The sequence below is a fragment of the Hydrogenophaga sp. genome, from assembly GCF_030651625.1.
In the GTDB taxonomy this organism is placed as follows: Bacteria; Pseudomonadota; Gammaproteobacteria; order Burkholderiales; family Burkholderiaceae_C; genus Hydrogenophaga.
The window spans coordinates 435,744-451,302 of sequence record NZ_JAUSCF010000022.1 but is presented as its reverse complement, the minus strand read 5'-3'; the positions used below and the strand labels follow the sequence as shown (position 1 = coordinate 451,302).

15 protein-coding genes are annotated in these 15,559 nt (G+C 63.5%); 10 read left to right on the top strand and 5 right to left on the bottom strand.

All coding sequences use genetic code 11. The annotated features are described in order from the left end of the window. Nucleotides 1-1,131 (bottom strand): substrate-binding domain-containing protein, encoded by a 1,131-nt coding sequence (locus Q7V46_RS09985; RefSeq protein ID WP_304913369.1) that lies wholly within the window; start codon nucleotides 1,129-1,131, stop codon nucleotides 1-3. 116 nt (nucleotides 1,132-1,247) lie between these two features. Between Q7V46_RS09985 and Q7V46_RS09980 the strand changes: the two genes are divergently transcribed. The 5 genes from Q7V46_RS09980 to Q7V46_RS09960 all read left to right on the top strand — a co-directional run bounded on the left by Q7V46_RS09980 (nucleotide 1,248) and on the right by Q7V46_RS09960 (nucleotide 5,046). Continuing rightward, nucleotides 1,248-1,985 carry an ABC transporter permease gene (locus tag Q7V46_RS09980; RefSeq protein ID WP_304913368.1) on the top strand — a complete coding sequence of 246 codons (738 nt, stop codon included), beginning with the start codon at nucleotides 1,248-1,250 and terminating at the stop codon, nucleotides 1,983-1,985. Beyond that, entirely contained in the window at nucleotides 1,982-2,764 is a 783-nt protein-coding gene (locus Q7V46_RS09975) for a phosphate ABC transporter ATP-binding protein (RefSeq protein ID WP_370690315.1), read from the top strand. The genes Q7V46_RS09980 and Q7V46_RS09975 overlap by 4 nt, the downstream gene beginning before the upstream one ends. A 44-nt stretch (nucleotides 2,765-2,808) precedes the next feature. After that, the gene (locus Q7V46_RS09970) at nucleotides 2,809-3,573 is read left to right on the top strand and encodes a substrate-binding domain-containing protein (protein ID WP_304913411.1); all 765 of its coding nucleotides are present in this window, start codon (nucleotides 2,809-2,811) and stop codon (nucleotides 3,571-3,573) included. Nucleotides 3,574-3,669: 96 nt separating this feature from the next. Next, nucleotides 3,670-4,452, top strand: coding sequence for a hypothetical protein (locus Q7V46_RS09965; RefSeq protein WP_304913367.1), 783 nt, complete (start codon nucleotides 3,670-3,672; stop codon nucleotides 4,450-4,452). Nucleotides 4,453-4,626: 174 nt separating this feature from the next. Beyond that, entirely contained in the window at nucleotides 4,627-5,046 is a 420-nt protein-coding gene (locus tag Q7V46_RS09960) for a DUF3597 domain-containing protein (protein WP_304913366.1), read from the top strand. Between the two features lie 29 nt (nucleotides 5,047-5,075). Here the strand turns inward: Q7V46_RS09960 and Q7V46_RS09955 are convergent, their stop codons facing one another. After that, nucleotides 5,076-6,197: a helix-turn-helix domain-containing protein gene (locus Q7V46_RS09955; protein ID WP_304913365.1), complete on the bottom strand. Its 1,122-nt coding sequence runs from the start codon at nucleotides 6,195-6,197 to the stop codon at nucleotides 5,076-5,078. A 238-nt stretch (nucleotides 6,198-6,435) separates the two neighbouring features. Here Q7V46_RS09955 and Q7V46_RS09950 point away from each other — a divergent pair, with 238 nt between their 5' ends. The 5 genes from Q7V46_RS09950 to Q7V46_RS09930 all read left to right on the top strand — a co-directional run bounded on the left by Q7V46_RS09950 (nucleotide 6,436) and on the right by Q7V46_RS09930 (nucleotide 11,008). After that, a complete protein-coding gene (locus tag Q7V46_RS09950; protein WP_304913364.1) occupies nucleotides 6,436-6,912 on the top strand; it encodes a 4Fe-4S dicluster domain-containing protein in 477 nt (158 codons plus the stop codon). A 25-nt stretch (nucleotides 6,913-6,937) separates the two neighbouring features. After that, nucleotides 6,938-8,785, top strand: coding sequence for an aldehyde ferredoxin oxidoreductase family protein (locus Q7V46_RS09945; protein WP_304913363.1), 1,848 nt, complete (start codon nucleotides 6,938-6,940; stop codon nucleotides 8,783-8,785). A 98-nt stretch (nucleotides 8,786-8,883) separates the two neighbouring features. After that, the gene (locus tag Q7V46_RS09940) at nucleotides 8,884-10,221 is read left to right on the top strand and encodes an NAD(P)/FAD-dependent oxidoreductase (RefSeq protein ID WP_304913362.1); all 1,338 of its coding nucleotides are present in this window, start codon (nucleotides 8,884-8,886) and stop codon (nucleotides 10,219-10,221) included. 91 nt (nucleotides 10,222-10,312) lie between these two features. Then, a complete protein-coding gene (locus Q7V46_RS09935; RefSeq protein WP_304913361.1) occupies nucleotides 10,313-10,567 on the top strand; it encodes a MoaD/ThiS family protein in 255 nt (84 codons plus the stop codon). A gap of 141 nt (nucleotides 10,568-10,708) precedes the next feature. Then, entirely contained in the window at nucleotides 10,709-11,008 is a 300-nt protein-coding gene (locus Q7V46_RS09930) for a hypothetical protein (RefSeq protein WP_304913360.1), read from the top strand. 21 nt (nucleotides 11,009-11,029) lie between these two features. On the opposite strand, the gene Q7V46_RS09925 is transcribed toward Q7V46_RS09930, so the two are convergent. The 3 genes from Q7V46_RS09925 to Q7V46_RS09915 form a co-directional block, all read right to left on the bottom strand. Continuing rightward, nucleotides 11,030-11,500: a RidA family protein gene (locus Q7V46_RS09925; protein ID WP_304913359.1), complete on the bottom strand. Its 471-nt coding sequence runs from the start codon at nucleotides 11,498-11,500 to the stop codon at nucleotides 11,030-11,032. Between the two features lie 116 nt (nucleotides 11,501-11,616). Beyond that, entirely contained in the window at nucleotides 11,617-12,585 is a 969-nt protein-coding gene (locus Q7V46_RS09920; RefSeq protein WP_304913358.1) for a transglutaminase family protein, read from the bottom strand. A gap of 136 nt (nucleotides 12,586-12,721) precedes the next feature. After that, nucleotides 12,722-15,325, bottom strand: a complete 2,604-nt coding sequence (locus Q7V46_RS09915) for a circularly permuted type 2 ATP-grasp protein (RefSeq protein WP_304913357.1) — start codon at nucleotides 15,323-15,325, stop codon at nucleotides 12,722-12,724. Between the last annotated feature and the right edge of the window lie 234 nt (nucleotides 15,326-15,559).

Sequence of the window (15,559 nt, the reverse complement as noted above, 5' to 3'; positions counted from 1 at the left end):
CTATCGCCACCACGGCAGCAGGCGTTTCATGGAAGCCACTTCACCGCAGTGGTCGGGTGCGTAACCTGGGAGCTGAGTCAGGCGCTGTTGCCAGGGCTGACTGCGCAGCAGGCCCAGCAGCTGTTTCACTGCCGGTTGGTCGAGTGCAGACTTGAGACACACCAGCAGGTAGCGCTCTTCGGTGAGCGGCACGAAGTCCAGCCCCGCTTCACGCGCAGCGTATTCGGTGCCCAGCCCGGCATCGGCCGTGCCGCTGGCCACCGCCTGGGCCACGGCGGCGTGTGAGGCCTCCACATGATCAAAGCCCTCGATGTCCTGGGGTAGCAACTGTGACTGCTCCAGCAGTTCACCCAGCAGCAGCCGTGTGCCCGTGCCCTTGGCACGGTTCACGAACCGGGCTTGAAGCCGGGCCACGTCCTGCATGTTTTTCAGGCGTTGTGGGTTGCCTGGTGCCACCATGAGACCCTGGGCCCGCCTGGAAAAACCGATGATCTTGTGCAGCCCGGGCTTGAGCAAGGGCCGGTAGGTGCGGGCGCTGATGCTGCGGGCGTCGGCGAAGGGCTGGGTGTGGAAGCCCGCCAGTTGGCAGCGGCCTTCATTGAGGGCGCGGATGGCGTCCACACTGCCGCAGAAGCGCAGGTCCAGGTGCAGCGCCTTGTGGGCTGGGCCAGCCTGCGTATCCCAGGCTGCGGCCATGTCCTGCAAGGCATTGAGCGCGTGGTCGTGGCTGGCGTAGAGGGTGAGCAGGTTCGGGCGCCGGCCTTCGGCGGTGTCGTCAAACGCTTGCGCAAAGGCGCGTTCGAGTTCGGCGCGCAGGTGTTCCATCTGCGGACCCAGCCGGGCTTGCGCCAGCCGCTCTGCCATGAGCAGGCGCTGGCCAAACGGGCTGAGCAAGGCGGCCTGGCCGCGCTCCCACACGATGAGGTCCTGGCCCAGTTCGGCCTCCCACTGCTTGAGCTGGCCCCACACGTGCCGGTACGACAGGCCAAGGTGCCGCGCAGCGGCTGAGATCGACCCGTGGGTGCGCACCGCATGCAGCACGTCCATCATGGGATTGCGCAACAGGGCGACCGAGTCTGCCGTGCCGGTTCGCTGGAGCTGCAACGCGTAGGAAAGCTCAACTTTTCTCATGAGCGCGAGTGTGCCTCAGGGTCTGACATATGCAATGAAATGCCTATGTCAGAACGTTCATATCGCGTCTTCACGTACGCCCAAACAGACCCTCTGGCGATATGCTCTTCGACGTCATGAACACCTTTGCCGACAGCTTCGCCACAGCTTTTCAACTGGTGCTTTCCGGCGATCCGGGTTTGTGGGTGGTGGTGTGGCGATCGCTGGCAGTGAGCGCCACCGCGTGCGTGATCGCCAGCGGAGCAGGCCTGGTGTTGGGTGCCTGGCTGGCGGTATCGCGATTTGCCGGGCGCGGCGCTCTGATGACCGTTCTCAACACCGCACTGGCCGTGCCTTCGGTGGTGGTGGGTCTGGTGGTCTACCTGTTGCTTTCACGGTCTGGGCCGCTGGGTTTCCTGGGCTGGTTGTTCAGCTTTCAGGCCATGGTGTTGGCGCAGGCCTGCCTGGTGTTGCCTCTGGTGACCGCGCTCACCCGTCAGGTGGTGGAAGACGCCGACCGCAGCCATGGCGAGCAACTGGCTTCGCTGGGTGCCGGCACCGTGATGCGCAGCCTGCTGTTGGCCTGGGACGAGCGCTACGCGCTGCTGACCGTGTTGATCACGGCATTCGGTCGCGCCATCTCAGAGGTGGGTGCCGTGATGATCGTGGGCGGCAACATCGAGGGCTTCACCCGTGTGATGACCACCGCCATCGCCCTGGAAACCAGCAAGGGGGATCTCCCATTGGCCTTGGGGCTGGGGCTGGTCTTGCTTGCCGTGGTGCTGCTACTCAATGCGCTGGTGGCATTGCTGCGCCGCTGGCGCGAGCTTGCCGACAGCGCGCAGACAACCGTGCCTGGTGCGGTGGCGGCATGAGCGGGCTGCCTGTGGTGAAGCACCCTTCGCAAGTGCCCTCGATGTGCTTTGACTTGCGCAATGTGCAGGTGCATCTGGGAAGCGCAGGACGGCTGCATGCCCTGACCGACATTTATCTTCGCATTCAGGCTGGGGAGCGAGTCGCTTTGGTGGGTGCCAATGGGAGCGGCAAGAGCACCTTGCTCAGAACATTGCACGGTCTGCAGCGATCCAGCGGTGGTGAGGTGCACCGTGCATCGACCCTGCGCATGGCCATGCTGTTTCAGCGCCCTCACATGTTGCGTCTGAGCGCGCTTCGGAACATCGTGCTGGGCTTGTGGTTGCAGGGTGTGCCATGGGGCGAAACGCGGGAGCGCGCACGGGCTGCGTTGCAGCGCGTGGGCATGGATCACCTGGCTGACCGCAATGCGCGGGCACTCTCCGGTGGGCAGCAGCAGCGCCTGGCGCTGGCGCGCGCCTGGGCATTGAAGCCCGATGTGTGGTTGCTGGACGAACCCACTGCCAGCCTGGACCCGCACGCCAAGCGCGAAGTCGAAGCCTTGATCGCCGAGTTCACGCAGGGTCCTGCCTCAGAAAGCCCGGGAGCCTCAAGCCGCCCGCCCACGCTGGTGTTCAGCAGCCACAACCTGGGCCAGGTCAAGCGCCTGGCCAGCCGGGTGATTTACCTGGAGCAGGGCCAGCTTCTGGCCGATCTGCCCGTCGCCGATTTTTTCAACCACGACCTCCTGCACGCCCTGTGCCCGCAGGCCCATTTGTTTGTTCAAGGAGAAAGCTTGTGAATGCGTTCCGCCGTCTGACCCTCACCGCCGTTTTCGGTACCGCCATGCTCGCCGGTGCCGGTGCCATGGCACAAAGCATCGTGGTGGCTTCCACCACGTCCACCGAACAGTCGGGCCTGTTTTCTTTCCTGCTGCCCGAATTCAAGAAGGCCAGCGGCATTGACGTGAAAGTGGTGGCGCTGGGCACGGGCCAGGCCATCGACATGGCGCGCCGGGGCGACGCGGATGTGCTGTTCGTGCACGACAAGGTGGCGGAAGAGAAGTTCGTAGCCGATGGTTTCGCAGCCCAACGCAAGGAGGTCATGTACAACGACTTCGTGCTGGTGGGCCCCAGGGCCGATCCGGTGGGTATCAAGGGCAGTGATGTCGTCAGTGCATTCAAAAAGATTGCCAGCGCCAATGCCGAGTTCATTTCACGCGGCGACAAGAGTGGCACACACGCGGCCGAACTGCGCTTCTGGAAGATGACCGACACAGACGCCAACAAAGGCACCGGCTACAAGGAGTGTGGCTGCGGCATGGGGCCGGCGCTGAACATCGCCTCCAGCAGTGGTGCATACGCGTTGACCGACCGCGGCACCTGGCTCAACTTCAAGAACCGGGGCGAAATGACGGTGCTGGTAGAAGGCGACAAGCGCCTGTTCAATCAGTACGGCGTGATGCTGGTCAGCGCGACCAAGCACCCACAGGTGAAGACAGCTGAAGGTCAGAAGTTTGTTGACTGGGTCACTGGTCCGATCGGTCAGGCGGCTATCGCCCGCTACGCGATCGGTGGCGAGCAGTTGTTTTTTCCGAACGCGACCCATTAGGCGCTGCTAGGGCAACCCGTTTGGCCCTGTTTGCATGGATGCATCCGGCGGAAAGCGTGTGCAAATGAATGCTGGGCTGTGCTACGGTGCTGAACCATGCAGACTTTGCGCAGATCACTGTTGTTGGCCCTGGTCGTCGTGTTGGTGGGCCTGGCGTGGTACCAGCCGCTCGACCAGCTGGCCGTGGCCCATTCCGAAGCCGGGCTGAAGCGTTCGCTGGCCGCTTTCGCTGCGGCCCGCGGACTCAATGCCGTGATCTCGGTCATCCAGGGCACTGAAGTCTCGGGCGGTGCGTTTGTCAACGTCACGTTGGCACTGGGCCAGGTTCTGGACCCGGTCAATGATCTGATCGAGCAGTTCTCCAAGCTGATGCTTGTCGTCAGTGTGGTGTTTGGCGTGCAGCTGCTGTTGATGCAGATGGGAGCCACCTGGCTGGTGTCGCTGCTGTTCACGGCGCTGCTGGTGGGCTGGGCGTGGCTGAAGCTGAGGCGGGGAAATGCGCCTCCCTGGCTGGGCCGGCTGTTGATGGCGGTCCTGATCGTGCGATTCGTGGTGCCGGTGGTCGCGATCACCAGTGAACTCAGCCATCGGGCTTTCATGGCCGACAAGTACGCTGCCAGCCAGCAGGCCATCGAATCGTCCACAGCCGCCCTGGGTGCCCTGGGCGGCGGTACGGATTCCGGCACACCCTGGTGGGACCTGCGCGAAAAACTGGGGGCGAAAATCGAGGAACTGAAGGGGGATGCCGAGCGGGTCGTGTCCCATGTGATCGACCTGATCGTGCTGTTTGTGGCACAGACCATCGTGCTGCCCTTGCTGGTGCTGCTGGGGCTGTGGTGGGGCTGGCGTGCGCTTTCCATACCAGCCCGAGCGGGTTGAAACCGCGCGCGATTGGCGCCGGCACAACGGTTGGGTCCGCGGTGGGCAACCGGGCGCCTCACAATGGTGGACAGCGGACGGGAAAACCAGCGTCCCGCGCTTGTGAGTTTCACCGTTCTGCCGCCATACTGGCCAGCCTGGACTTTCCATCTTTCATCACCAAAGGAGCACTTCATGGGACTCTTCAGCAACATTCTCGAAAAACTGGGCATTGGTAGCGCCAAAGCCGCACCGGCACCGTCACCGGCAACTGCAGCACCTGCACCCGTGGCGGCGGCACCTGCTCCGGCGACGACCGCACCGGCCGCTGCCCCTGCTGTGGCGTCCATCACCATGGTCGATGTGGTGGCGCAAATGGAAAAACGCGCAGCCGCCAACCCACAAAAGCTCAACTGGCGCACGTCCATCGTCGATCTGCTCAAGCTGCTCGACATCGATAGCAGTCTGGCCGCCCGCAAAGAGCTGGCCAAGGAGCTTTACTGCCCCGACGAGCTGATGAACGACTCGGCCAAGATGAACGTGTGGCTGCACAAGAATGTGCTGGCGCATATCGCGGCCAACGGCGGCAACATTCCGAAGGAGCTGCTGGACTGAAGCTGGCATGCACCAAGAAAGGCGGCTTCTCAGCCGCTTTTTTTTTGGCGCATGAGCTTGCGATACACGGTGGCGCGGCTGATGCCCAGGGAGCGGGCCGCTTCCATCACATTGCCGCGGGCGTCGTCCACCGCCTTGCGGATCAGGGCGGTTTCCACTTCCTTGAGCGGGACCACCGGCGTTGCATGCGTCTGGGACAGCTTTACGCCGTTCTGGCTTGCTGACGCCAGCACCTGAAGGCGAAGACCCGACCACAGCGGCAATTCGGTGGGTCGCTGCAAGCGGGCGAGATCAAAAAGGCTGGCTGCCGGCACGGCAAACACGTCGCTCACATGGGGCCAGAGTGAGCCTGGCGTGAGAGCCAGCATGTTCGCTGCGGCGCGATTCACGGCAGTGATGTCGCCTTCGGCGTTCACACAGACCAGGCCGTCGCTGTCTTCCGCAAGACCAGCCCCGGGCCAACTGAGGCGAAGCAGCAGGCGGTGTGGCTGTGACAGCGTGAGCGCGTTTTCAATACTGCGTGCCGATTGCGTGACCAGGTGTTTGAGTGCCTGGCGCTCAGGCACGTTGATGCCCGTGAGGTCCAGCATGCCCACACAGTTGCCATCCGGTCCGAAAAGCGGGGCGCCTGCACAGCTGTAGACGGTGGTGTCGTTGAAAAAATGCTCACCCCGGTGCAGCCAGACGGGCTGCAGTTCGGTCAGCGTGGCGCCAATGGCGGTGGTACCCACCGCTGCTTCCGACAGGTTCACGCCGATGCGGGCGATGGCGCTGGCCTGCGGGTTCTGGAGGTCGACCGGACCGTTGACATCGATCACCACGCCCTTTGCGTCCGTCAGCACTGCAAAGTAGCGCGTGTCGGCCATGGCCCGGGCCAGCGAGCGGATCACCGGTGCAGCCGCTTGCAACAGCGGCCGGCTGGCTTCAAGGGCACGTCGTGCCTCGGCGGCAGAGACGGCATCGAACGCCAAGCGCTGCGAAGGCTGGAAGCCCCTCGCCAGACATCGCCGCCAGGAACGGTCGATCCACGGCTCCAGCCAATCGACTGAAGCCACCGCGCCATCGTTCAGGATGTCGCGGCGGGCTCTCTCGATACGGGCAAGTCGATCCCCCTCCGTGGTCACAGCAGGCAGGGTGCGTGGGATCGTCATGGGCCTTGTCTCATCGTCATTATTGCGTTTATGTGGCTATTCTGGCCCTATCTTCGGACTCGCGCACGCGCGACTTGCAAAGCGCCAGTGTTTCATTTTGAGAATATCCGTCTGCACGCATGTCCGACTAGGGATAACCCTGAACTCAAAGCCCGGGGGCGCCTGAACAATGCGTAGGCACTTTTCCACATAGGCATGGCGCTGCATAGCTCGCGCCGCTACCCAACAGGAGACATACATGCAGAAAGTCCTGCACATCAATCCGGACAAATGCACCGGCTGCTTGCAGTGCGAAATGGCCTGTTCCTTCGAGAACTACGGCACCTACGCCACGTCCAAATCGCGCATCAAGGTGTTCGACTTCCATCACACCGGCAAAAAGGTGCCCTACACCTGCACCCAGTGTGACGAAGCCTGGTGTCTCCATGCCTGCCCGGTGGAGGCGATCACGGTGGACAAGATGACCGGCGCCAAGGTCGTCAACGAGACCACCTGCGTCGGCTGCAAGGTGTGCACCATCGCCTGCCCCTTCGGCACCATCAACTACGTGCAGGAAACCGGCAAGGTCCAGAAATGCGATCTGTGCGACGGAGAGCCGGCCTGCGTCGAAGCCTGCCCGACCGCAGCCATCACGTTCATCGATGCCAACTGGACCGGCATCGACAAGATGAAGCAGTGGGCGGACAAGCTGGGCAACCAGCCTGCCGCCGCCTGATCGCCAACCAACAAGGAGAACCCATATGTCCTGGGCTGGAAAACTGCTTCGCGTCAATCTGACTGCGGGCACCGTGAAATCCGAACCGCTGAACATGGAGTGGGCACGTGCCTACCTGGGCTCGCGCGGGCTCGGCAGCAAATACCTGATCAGCGAGATCGACCCCAAGGTCGATCCGTTGTCGACCGAGAACAAGCTGATCTGGGCCACGGGCCCACTGACCGGCACCATGGCCTCCACGGGCGGGCGTTACACCGTCATCACCAAGGGTCCACTCACCGGCGCTATCGCCTGCTCCAATTCGGGTGGCTATTTCGGTGCCGAACTCAAGATGGCTGGCTGGGACATGGTGATCGTGGAAGGCAAAGCGGCCACGCCGGTGTACCTGCACATCAGCGATGACGATGCCGAACTGCGCGATGCCTCGCATCTGTGGGGCCAGAGCGTGTGGAAAACCGAAGAGATCCTCAAGTCCAGCCTGCAGGACCCGCTGGTGCGCGTGTCCAGCATTGGCAAGGCGGGCGAAAACGGCGTGCTGTTCGCCGCCGTGGTGAACGATCTGCACCGGGCTGCTGGTCGTTCGGGCGTGGGCGCGGTCATGGGCAGCAAGAACCTCAAGGCGATCGCGGTGCGCGGTACCAAGGGCGTGGGCAACATCCGCGACCCCAAGGCCTTCATGAAGACCACTTTCGAGAAAAAGAAGATCCTGGCCGAGAATGCCGTGACCGGGCAGGGCCTGCCAGCCTATGGCACCCAGGTGCTGATGAACGTGATCAACGAGATCGGCGCGCTGCCCACCCGCAACCACCGAGACGTGCAGTTCGAAGGTGCAAAAGACATCTCCGCCGAAGCCATGGTCACGCCGCGCGAGAGCGACGGCAAGAAGCACCTGGTGACCAACCAGGCCTGCTTCGGTTGCACCATCGCCTGCGGGCGCATCAGCAAGATGGACGAAGGCCACTTCACCGTGCAGAACAAGCCGCAGTACTGGGGCGCCAACGGCGGCCTGGAATACGAAGCGGCCTGGGCGCTGGGTGCGGCCAACGGCGTGAACGACCTGGAAGCGTTGCAGTACGCCAACCTGCTGTGCAACGAAGAAGGCTTCGATCCCATCAGCTTCGGTGCCACCGTGGGCGCGGTGATGGAGCTGTATGAAATGGGTGTGCTCACCGCCGAGCAACTGGGCATCGACGCCAAGTTCGGATCGGCCCAGGCGCTGGCCCACTTCGCTGAAATCACTGCCAAGGGTGAAGGCTTCGGCAAAGAGATCGGCCAGGGGTCCAAACGGTTGACCGAAAAGTACGGCTACCCCGACCTGTCGATGAGTGTGAAAGGCCAGGAATTCCCGGCCTACGACGGTCGCGCCATCCAGGGTATTGGACTCGCCTACGCCACCAGCAACCGTGGTGCCTGCCACTTGCGTGGTTACACCATCGCGTCCGAGGTGCTGGGCATTCCGGTCAAGACCGATCCGGTCGAGAGCGAGGGCAAGCCCGAGCTGGTGAAGGCTTTCCAGGACGCCACTGCCGCGTTTGACTCGTCGGGTCTGTGCGTGTTCACCACCTTCGCCTGGGGCGTGGCCGATCTGGCACCGCAACTGCAGGCCGCGTGCAACGAAGAGTTCACCACCGAGGAACTGGAGAAGATCGGTGAGCGCATCTGGAACATGGAGCGCGAATTCAACAATGCCGCCGGGTTTACGTCGAAGGACGACAGTCTGCCCAAGCGCCTCCTCACCGAGGCCGCCAAGACCGGTGCTTCCAAAGGCATGGTCAGCAAGCTGCCCGAGATGCTTCCCAAGTACTACGCCGCACGCGGCTGGGACACGGAGGGCCGCCCCACGGCAGAAACCCGGGCGCGTCTGAGCCTTTGATGCCTGGCGCCTCCCACGCCTTGGTTCAACAGGCCGTGGCCTGAACCCAGGGGGCAGTCACCACGCTGCCCCCTTTTCTTTTTATGAGGAGACAAGACATGCACCACGTCATCCTGGGCGCCGGCCCTGCCGGTGTCATTGCCGCCGAAACCATCCGCAAGCATGCCCCCCAAGACCAGATCACCCTGGTGGGCGACGAGGGTGAGCCACCGTATTCACGCATGGCGATTCCTTATCTGCTGATTGGCAACGTGAAGGAATCCGGCACTTACTTGCGCAAGGCCCTCACGCACTACGCCGATCTGCGCATCGACCAGGTGGGTGGCCGCGCCATGGCGGTGGATGCGGCAGCCCGCACCGTGACACTGGACAACGGCACCTCGTTGTCCTTCGATCGCCTGCTGATCGCGACCGGTTCACACCCGGTGCGCCCACCCATTTCAGGCATGGACTTGGCCGGTGTGCATCCGTGCTGGACGCTTGAAGATGCGCGGGCCATCATGAAGCTGGCCAAGCCCGGTGCGCGGGTGCTGCAGATGGGCGCGGGCTTCATCGGCTGCATCATCATGGAGGCGCTGGCCGCACGTGGTGTGGAACTCAGTGTGGTGGAAATGGGCGACCGCATGGTGCCGCGCATGATGGGGCCGACGGCGGGCAACATGATTCGCGACTGGTGCGAGACGAAGGGCGTCAAGGTGTTCACCGGTACCAAGGTCGAAGGTATCGAGGCCGCCGACGGTGGCGGGGTGGTGAGCAGAATCGCCAGTGCGATCGGTCTCGGCGCGGACGAGCCGGAAGCGGGTCTGCGTGTGAAGCTTTCCAATGGAGAAACGGTGGAGGCGGATCTGGTGATCAGCGCCACGGGTGTGCGTCCGGCCATTGGCTTTCTGAAGGACTCGGGCATCACCTGTCTGCTGGGCGTGCTGACCGACGAACACTTGCAGACCAATGTGTCTGGCATCTACGCCGCAGGCGACTGCGCGGAGGCGTTCGACAAGGTCAGCGGCAAAACCATCGTCAGCGCCATCCAGCCCAACGCGGCCGAACAGGCGAGGGTGGCCGCGCTCAACATGGTGGGCCAGAAGACCGAGCTGAAAGGCGTGACGCAGATCAACGTGCTCGACACCCTGGGACTGATTTCCACCAGCTTCGGCAACTGGGAAGGCGTGCCCGGCGGCGAACACACGGAACTCACGGACAAGGCCAGCGGCCGTCACTTGAGCCTGCAGTTCAAGGACGATGTGATGGTGGGCTGCAATTCGGTTGGCTGGACGGAGCATGTGGGGGTGATGCGGGGCCTGGTCGAAGGGCAGGTGCGTCTGGGCAACTGGAAAGACCGGCTGATGCACGATCCCACCAGGCTCATGGACGCTTACCTGGCCAGTGCGCAAGGGCAGGGGCAATGGGTGGGTGCTGCGGATGAGCGCCGCCGATGAAAGGCAAAATGAACGGCATTGGCCATTTGCCCTTCACCCAGCGCCTTTCACTTCCGTTCGCCCTGATCCTGGCGAAGGGCGACGTCCATCCATGAACATCACTTTCAAGCTTTTCGCCACGCTGACCGATTACCTGCCCGCCGAAGCGCGGCGCAGCAACCAGGTGTCGCTGGACATCGATCCGGCCACTCCCATCGGCAAGATCATCGAACCGTTTGGCCTGCCACCCAAGCTGGTGCATCTGGTGCTGGTCAACGGCAAGTACATCGAACCCGATGCGCGCATGAGCACCACGCTCACGGAAGGCGATGTGCTGGCCATCTGGCCACCGATTGCTGGCGGCTGAACATGAATCACCCCCGCCGCGCTACGCGCGACCCCCTCAAGGGGGCGACACCAGCCGTCTGGCAAAGCCAGCCCGGCGGTGTCTCTGGATTGGACCCGCTCCTCCGGTTGGGGGCGTGGGTCTCTTGGCGGAGTGTCTGACTTGCAATCGAGCTACGCAGAGCGCTTCGAGCGCGAGATGGGGTGCACCGAAGCCGAGTGGCTGGGCTGGTTGCCTGCTGCCATGGGCGATGTGGTGTGGCAGCAGAAGGGCCAGGGCCTGGGCGCCGAGCTGCCGCCGGGCTCCCTCAGCATTGCCTGGCAGCCCCGACCGCCGCGCGTGATCGCGCTGATGCGCATGCCAGTGCTGCACGTTCGCTTTACCTTCAGCGGGCTGGACGAAGGGCAGCGCTACACCTTCATGCGCCGCTTTGACTTGTACATGCAGCGCGGCGGCGGCTGAGCCCGCACGCCACAAAGTGCATCAACCGATCTCGGCGATCAACTCGATCTCCACGCAGGCACCCATGGGTAACTGTGCCACACCAAAAGCGCTTCGTGCATGCGCGCCCACGGTGGATCCAAACACCTCGCCCAGCAGTTCACTGCAGCCATTGGTGACGAGGTGCTGTTCGGTGTACGTGGGCGTGGAGTTGACCAGACTGAGCACCTTGACGATGCGCTTGACGTGGTTGAGGTCCTTGTTGACGACCAGACAGGCGGCAGCCAGGGTTCCCATCAGATCGACCGCCACGGCACGTGCGGCCAGCTTGGCCTCATCGGTGGTCATGGTCAGACCTGCCTGGCCAACCCAGGGCTTGCCATCCTGACGTGCAATATGACCGCTCAGGAAGATCAGGTTTCCGGACTGCACGAAAGGCACATACGCAGCGGCGGGCACCGAGACGGGTGGCAGGGCAATGCCAAGACTGGCGAGGCGGTCGTAAACGCTCATGAAGGGCTCCTGGAAATAGACGGCTTCATTCTATCGACCCGACCGACTGGACAGACAGTCCACCTGCACTTGTGCGCCCTCCATCAGCCAGAATCATCAGGGCGCGGGCAGCGCGTTCAGGCCTTGAGCAGGGCGCCGAGTTCTTCCGGTGGCGCCACAGTGACGCCCACATCCAGTGTGTGCTGTGCGCCACCCTGTATCACCCCGCGCATGGGCGACACATCACCAAAGTCCCGCCCAGTGGCCAGTGTCACATAGTCCTCGCCAGGGCTGCCCCAGCCGCAGCGGTTGTTGGTGGGGTCGAAATCGAACCAGGTCCCTCTGGGCTCGAAGGCCGCTTCGCTATCTGCCACGGTGTCGTCAGGGGGCAGCGGCAGGTAGAGCGATACCCAGGCGTGGGATCCGTCAGCGCCAACCAGACGCGGCTTGCCTGGTGGAGGAAGGGTCAGCAGGTAGCCGCTGACGTACAACGCAGGCAGACCCAGGCTGCGCAGACAGCCCAGCATGATGTGGGCAAAATCCTGGCAAACCCCCTTGCCCTGTTCCAGCGCTTCAAGCGCTGGTGTGTTGACCTCGGTACTTTCCGATTCGTACGTCAGATCGTTGTAGATGCGTTCCATCAGCGCCCGCACGGCTTCCAGCACAGGCAGATCGGGCTTGAAGGCGGGCCGGGCGAATGCGGTGAACGCATCGTCACGAGGCACATACGGCGAAGCAAACAGAAACTCGCACGCTGGATCGTACGGGGCTTTGGCCCGGTACCTGAAGTGTTCCCTGACCTGCTCCCAGGAAAGCGCTTCCCATTCCGGGCCGTCGGGCAATGGGAGCGGTACCGACGTTTCGACCAGGCTGTCGGCTTCCACCATCAGCGTCTCGTGCGGCGACTGCAGAGAAAAGAACGTGCGCAGGTTGCCATAGGCATCCACTGTCTGGTTGCGTGCGGCGGGCTCCGGGCTGATGCGCAGCGTGTGCTCGAGCAAGGTCTGGCTGCCCGTGTTCACGGGCGTCAGGTGCACCATGTGCTGCGCCATGTTGACGGAGCCCTGGTAGTTGTAGATTGTGCGGTGAAGGATGCGCAACAGCATGTCAGCGAGCCTTTCCGGCGAGAAGTGCCTGATACCAGGAACACCGCGGAACCGGCTTTGCCGGGCCGCAGGTATTGCCCCCTTGAGGGGGTATGCGGCTACGCGCAGCGAGCAAGCAACGGGGGGGAGTCATGTCTTATACGGTTTGATTCCGTCGGTCCGCATGACTGAAATGCAGCCGGGTAATTTCATCTGAAAGATCACCCGCTGCCGCATCACATTGCTCAAGCAGGGTGGCCAGTTCACCCCAGGTGCGCAATCCCTCGGGGCTGCGTTGCCAGTTGCTGAGGTCGGCCAGCACCCATGTGTCCGGGTCGGGCAGCGCCATGGCCAGTTCGGCATCATGAGGCGCGGCACCATGCGAGAGCTTGGCCAGCCGGGAGCGCAACGTTTGTACCACCCAGGCCAGCGAACGCGGGTTGTCGCGGTCCATCACCAGCAGGTCGATGAGAGCGACCATGTCGCGCCTTTGCTGGTATTGCGCGTGAAAGGTGATGGTGCTGTCGAACAGCGCCACCACCGCCTCGAACCCGGCCGCGTCATGTACACATCCATGCTCCATGCCCAGCACCAATGCACGCGAGAGTGTGATCAGGCGCTCGATGTGGCGCCCCACAGAGAGCAGGCGCCATCCGTCGTCGCGCACCATGCGGTCCGTCTGCGAGCCGGTGATGGCGGCGAGCAGTTCGCTGGCGTTTTGCAGGGCAGTGAGGGCTTCAGCGTTGGTGTATTCGGCCTCACTGGACAGTGCCGCGCAGTCGCGGGCGAACTCGGCTTCCGTGCGCTCAATCAGGTTCCAGTGTTCTTGCGACAATCGCTCCCTTACCTGCGATGCCGCCGACTTCAGGGCGCGCAGGTTGTAGCCCACACTGAATGATGTGGCTGCCATGGGGTCGTCTCTGGCGGGCGAGAGACCGGCGATGAGGCTGCGGGCGAACACCCGCGCCGATTGACTGGCGCCTGGCGCATCGGCGAGCACCAGCGCGTTTTCGCGGGCCGTGGCCGACATCCATGCCATCAACGGGCGCGAACTGGGCTCTTCGCCACCCAGATGGTCCAGCACGATCTGCGCCAGCCGGATGCTGTTCTCTGCGCGCTCCGTGTAGCGACCCAGCCAGAACAGGTTCTCAGCGGCGCGGCTGGTAACGGGGCGCTTTTGATGCGCCAAGGCCAGGGTGCTGGGTGCGGACTGGAGCAGGCTGGTGTGGTCCACCTGACCTTCTGTGATGGCCCAGCAGTCGGCGCTGCTGCCACCTCGCTGCATGGCCGCAATGAGCTGACCCCGTGGCGCCAGCCTGACCATGCCACCTGGCAGCACACGCCACGATTGCGGGCCGTCAGCCAACGCGAACACCCTGAGCATGGCCGACCTGGGCACCAGCCGTTCGCCGCTCCAGGTGGGAGTTTGCGAAAGTGGCAGCCAGGATTGCACGGTGTAGTGGTCCGGGTGGCGTGCCATGCGCCCCGACCATTCGTCGCGCTCGCGCGGGCTCAGGCTCTGCCCCATCACGGTGTCCAGACCCGATCGCGGGTAGGTGGGGCGAATCACGCTTTGCTTGAGCAACGGCAGTACTTCGCGCAGGGCAGCGTCTTCGCCGCACCACCAGGTGGCCAATGAGGGCAACGCCAGTTCTTCCCCCAGCAAATGGCGGCTGATGGCCGGCAAAAAGCCGAGCATGGCACTCGATTCGAGTGGTGCCGAGCCTGGGGCGTTGGCCAGCAACAGATTGCCCGCGCGCAGCACCTGCAGCAGTCCCGGCACGCCCAGCGTGGAATCTGAGCGCAGTTCGAGCGGATCCAGCCATTCATCGTCCAGCCGCTTGATCAGGGCATGCACAGGCTCCAGTCCACCCAGCGTCTTGAGGTACAGACGCTGGTCGCGAACCGTGAGGTCGTTGCCTTCGACCAGGGTAAGGCCGAGGTAGCGCGCGAGGTAGGCGTGTTCAAAATAGGTTTCGTTGTATGGGCCGGGTGTGAGAATGGCGATGCGCGCGTTCTCGCCTTCGGGCGCCATGGCCTTGATACCGTCCATGAGAGCACGGTAGCTGGCCGCGAGGCGCTGCACCTTCATGCCGGCAAAGGCTTTGGGGAACTGGCGCGCGATGGCAATGCGGTTTTCCAGCAGGTAACCCAGGCCGGAAGGCGCCTGGGTGCGCTGGCCCACCACCCACCAGCGGCCATCTGGCCCATGGGCGAGATCCATCGCCACGATGTGCAGCCAGGTATCGCCAGGGGGCCGTACACCCTGCATGGCTCGAAGGTAGCCCGGGTGGCCCTGCACGAGTGCTGCGGGAAGCAGGGCGCGCTTGAGCAGCTCACGTTCGCCGTAAAGGTCCGCCATCATGGCGTTGAGCAGTCGCGCCCTCTGCTGTACACCGGTTTCGATCCGGGCCCAGTCCTTGGGGCTCACGAGCATGGGGAACAGGTCGAGTGCCCAGGGACGCTGCAGGCCGGTGGCTGCGTCAGCGTACACGTTGTAGGTGACGCCGTTGTCGCGTATCTGGCGCTGCAGGTTGTCCGAGCGCCGGTTCAGATCGGCAAAACCGTCGGCACCGATGTGTTCAAAAAAGCTGGCCCATTGCTCAGACAACTCGCCAGGCGCGTCCGTGTCTTTGGGGTTGGCCCGACGCAGTTCGTCCCGATGGCCCGGATCGGCCGGGAGAGACAAAGACAGCGCCCAGTCACCGGGTGATTCGGGACTGAGTTCGTCAAACAGGGAGTCGGAGGCGTCGTTGTTCACGGGTTCCGAGTATGCCTTCGCTTCCTTTGAAGGGCCTTTGGGCGAAACCCGAGCCCCAGGCTTTCGTGTGTCGTCCGTCACGTCGAATGCCCGCCGCAACGCAGAGAGCTCAGCCGGACCTGTCCCGGAGCATCCTCAGTCACGCTCGCGGGAGCGCCCATCCAGGGCCAGCGCGGAACCGGCTTTGCCGGGCCGCTGCTGGCGCCCCCCTTGAGGGGGGTGACGCCGAAGGCG